The organism is Streptomyces sp. SM1, from assembly GCF_002910825.1.
Classification (GTDB): domain Bacteria; phylum Actinomycetota; class Actinomycetes; order Streptomycetales; family Streptomycetaceae; genus Streptomyces; species Streptomyces okerensis.
The window spans coordinates 1-3,117 of sequence record NZ_NEUB01000046.1 but is presented as its reverse complement, the minus strand read 5'-3'; the positions used below and the strand labels follow the sequence as shown (position 1 = coordinate 3,117).

General features: G+C 72.9%; 3 protein-coding genes and 1 pseudogene. All 4 read right to left on the bottom strand.

The genetic code is table 11. The annotated features are described in order from the left end of the window. A pseudogene (locus tag B9S61_RS00950) lies at window positions 1-237 on the bottom strand (cyclodehydratase); the annotation flags it as partial. After that, on the bottom strand, window positions 234-989 hold the full coding sequence (locus B9S61_RS00945; RefSeq protein ID WP_103540466.1) for an ABC transporter permease: 756 nt from the start codon (window positions 987-989) through the stop codon (window positions 234-236). The pseudogene B9S61_RS00950 and the gene B9S61_RS00945, both read right to left, overlap by 4 nt. After that, window positions 986-1,957: an ABC transporter ATP-binding protein gene (locus B9S61_RS00940; RefSeq protein ID WP_103540465.1), complete on the bottom strand. Its 972-nt coding sequence runs from the start codon at window positions 1,955-1,957 to the stop codon at window positions 986-988. The genes B9S61_RS00945 and B9S61_RS00940 overlap by 4 nt, the downstream gene beginning before the upstream one ends. Window positions 1,958-2,003: 46 nt before the next feature. After that, window positions 2,004-3,117: M50 family metallopeptidase (locus B9S61_RS00935; RefSeq protein ID WP_258039491.1), on the bottom strand; the 1,114-nt coding region annotated here is incomplete at its 5' end.

Below are 3,117 nucleotides of genomic sequence, written 5' to 3'. Positions count from 1 at the left end.
GCTGCCGTCGCCTCCCCACGGGCCGAGCAGGATCGCCGAGGCGCTGACATGGACCAGCGCCGTCGGGCGCTCCGCCGCCCAGGGGTCCGGCGCTCCGCCGGCCCTGTCCCCGGCACCGACGGCACCGACCGGGACGACGCGTGGGGCGCCGGGTCCGAAGTGGCCGTCCAGGAACGCCTGGAGGGTGGCGCGGGCCTGCGCCATCGGAAGCGGCAGCGCCCGGGTCGCGGTGCTCACGAGGTCTTCGTCCAGCGGAAGGTGCGCACCGCGACGGCCCCGAAGAGCCCGGCGAACACGAGGAGGCCGAGGCAGCCCACGCCGATGTCGGACAGGTCCCCCCGGCCGGTGAGGGCGGCCGACACCGCGTCGTTGAGGTAGCGCAGCGGCATGACCAGCGACACCTTCTGCAGCCAGCCGGGCATGGCGTCCAGCGGGAAGAACGACCCGGACACGAAGGCCATGGGCAGCATCAGGAAGTTGGCGATGCCGGCCACCGACTCGGGGGTGTCGGCGATGCTGCCGACGATCACTCCCAGCAGCAGGAACGTGGTGATCCCGAGGACCATGACCGGGATCAGCAGCGGCCACCGGGACGCCGGGACCAGACCGAAGCCGGGCAGCATCGCCACACCGACGAACAGGACGGACTGGACCAGTCCCACGCCCAGGGCGAGGACGTAGCGGGATCCGAGCACGGCGGACAGCGGGGCGGGCGACATCCGGATCATCCGCAGGATGTCGTCCACCCGCCACTGCATCAGTGTGAACCCGATACTGAAGACAGCGGCGTTGGCGACACCCCAGGAGAGCACTCCGGAGGCGGTGTAGGACAGGTACGAGAGGCCGCTCTCCTCCACGTCCCGGCCCTGGAAGATCAGGCCGAAGACGACGAGGAAGATCAGCGGGAAGGCGAAGGTGAAGAAGACGGTCGTCCTGTCCCGGACCTGGGCGCGGTAGCCCGCCCCGGTCAGCGCGGTGTAGGCGCTCATGCCTGCTGCTCCTGGTTGTTCGCGGTGAGGGGGGTCCGCGGGCGTCGCCCGGCGGTGATGTCGAGGTAGACGTCCTCCAGGCTGGGCGTGCGGGTCTGTACCCCGTCCAGGCCGGTGGCGGCGTCGAGTGCGGCGAGCACCCGGCCGGTCGCGCGGGTCTCGAGGACGAGGTGTCCGCCCTGGACGGTGACGGCGGTCACGCCGGGAAGGGCCGCGGCCCGGTCCTCGTCGATCCGGCCGAGCGGTACCAGGAGGCGGGTGGCGGCGCCGAACGTCCCGATCAGGTGCTGCGGTTCGTCGACGACGGCGAGCCGGCCCTCCACCAGGATGCCGACCCGGTCGCAGAGCGCCTCGGCCTCGTCGAGGTGATGCGTGGTGTACACGATGGTGCGGCCCCGCGCCTTGAGACCGCGCAGCACCTCCCACAGGTCCCGGCGGCCCTCCGGATCGAGCGAGGCGGTCGGCTCGTCGAGGAAGATCAGCTCGGGGCCGTGGACCAGCGCGGAGGCGATGGCGAGCCGCTGCCGCTGGCCGCCGGAGAGGCTGTCCACGCGGACGTCGTGCCGCCCGCCGAGCCCGACGGCCTCCAGGGTGGCGTCGACGGCCGCGCCCTCCACGCCGAACAGGGCCGCCACCGTGCGCAGATGCTCGTGAACGGTCTGCCGCACGAAGAACGCCGACGACTGGGTCTGCACGCCCATGCGCGGCAGCAGGCGGGTGTTGCGCGGCCACGGCGACTCGCCGAACACCGTGACCGTCCCGGAGTCGGCCCTGCGCAGGCCCTCCATGATCTCCACCAGGGTGGATTTTCCCGCTCCGTTGGGGCCCAGCAGCCCGAAGAACTCGCCGCGCCGGACGTCGAGGGTGACCTCGTCGACGGCCGGCCTGCCGCCGTAGCTCTTCGTCACGCCGGTGACGGCGACGGCGGGCCCGGCGCCGTGGTCCGGGGTGGGAGAGGTGGAGCTCATAGCGGTACCTCATTCATGGGTGGCGTCTTGTCCTGCGGCGGGGACGTCATCGCAGGACCAGGAGGACGACGGCGGCGCAGGTGCCGGCCGCGGCGAGCAGTACGGACACGGCCGACGCGACGGCATAGGCCGTGTAGAGACGGCGGGCGCGGGGCGGGTAGGCCGCGACGGCGTCCCGTCCGCCCCGGCGCAGCACCAGGTAACTCCTGGTCTCCGGAGCGAGGTTGGCGGCGGACAGCAGGTGGCTCAGCATGCGGTATCCGTCCAGCGGGGGAAGCGGCACCAGATTGCTCAGGGCCTGGACGACGCCGACGAGGAGCATGCCGGTGAGCGCCGGCCGGTACGGGTCGGCCGGATCCAGCAGCGCCCACCAGAGCGCGAGGGGCAGCAGCAGTACGAGGTTGACGTGGGCGCCCGCCGCGGCGACCACCAGTTTCGCCCGCAGACCGGGGAGGAACAGGTAGTCGTCGACCGTGCAGTACATCATCAGGGCGGGGAACCGCCAGCGCAGTCCGATCTCGGAGACCGTACCGCCGTAGTGCCGGGCGGCGACGCCGTGGGCGAGTTCGTGCAGACAGACGCTGATCCAGAGGAACACCCCGAACGGGATCAGCAGGAGGGGGCGGCTCAGCAGGTCCAGGCTCCCGTCGAGCAGCGCCGCCGGGTCCGCGAGCAGAGCGCCTGTCATCACCAGCGCGGCTGCCACGAGCGGGAGTTGCACCCAGGTGTGCAGCAGCGGTCGCAGCACCCGGTGGAGACGTCCGGTGGTCGCGTGGGCGTCGGCGACGGTCCGCCGGCTGCCCCTCCACAGGGTGCCGGTGCGTGCCGGGGGCGGCGGTGGCGGGGCGGGGTCGGGGGAGCCGTCGAGCAGCCCACGGGTGCCGAGCAGACCGAGCAGCCGGGTCCACTGCTCCTCGGACAGCCGCCGCCGGAAGCGGGCCGCGTACTCGGCCACCATGTCGTCGAGGTTCCGGGTGCCGTCGAGCCGCCCGAGGACGAAGTGCTCCTTGGCGCCGATCTCGAACGCGGCACCGCTGACCGGGTGTTTGACGAGGTGCACGGTGCGGGGGCCGCGCAACAGCGCCGGCCCGATCAGCACACCCGGCCGCAGCGCGGGGCGGTAGGCACGGACGGCGGAGGCGCGCTCGGCGGGGGAGGGG

Coding starts and splice junctions, on each gene's coding strand:
- B9S61_RS00945 (WP_103540466.1), bottom strand. CDS start 989: ATGAGCGCCTACACCGCGCTGACCGGGGCGGGCTACCGCGCCCAGGTC.
- B9S61_RS00940 (WP_103540465.1), bottom strand. CDS start 1,957: ATGAGCTCCACCTCTCCCACCCCGGACCACGGCGCCGGGCCCGCCGTC.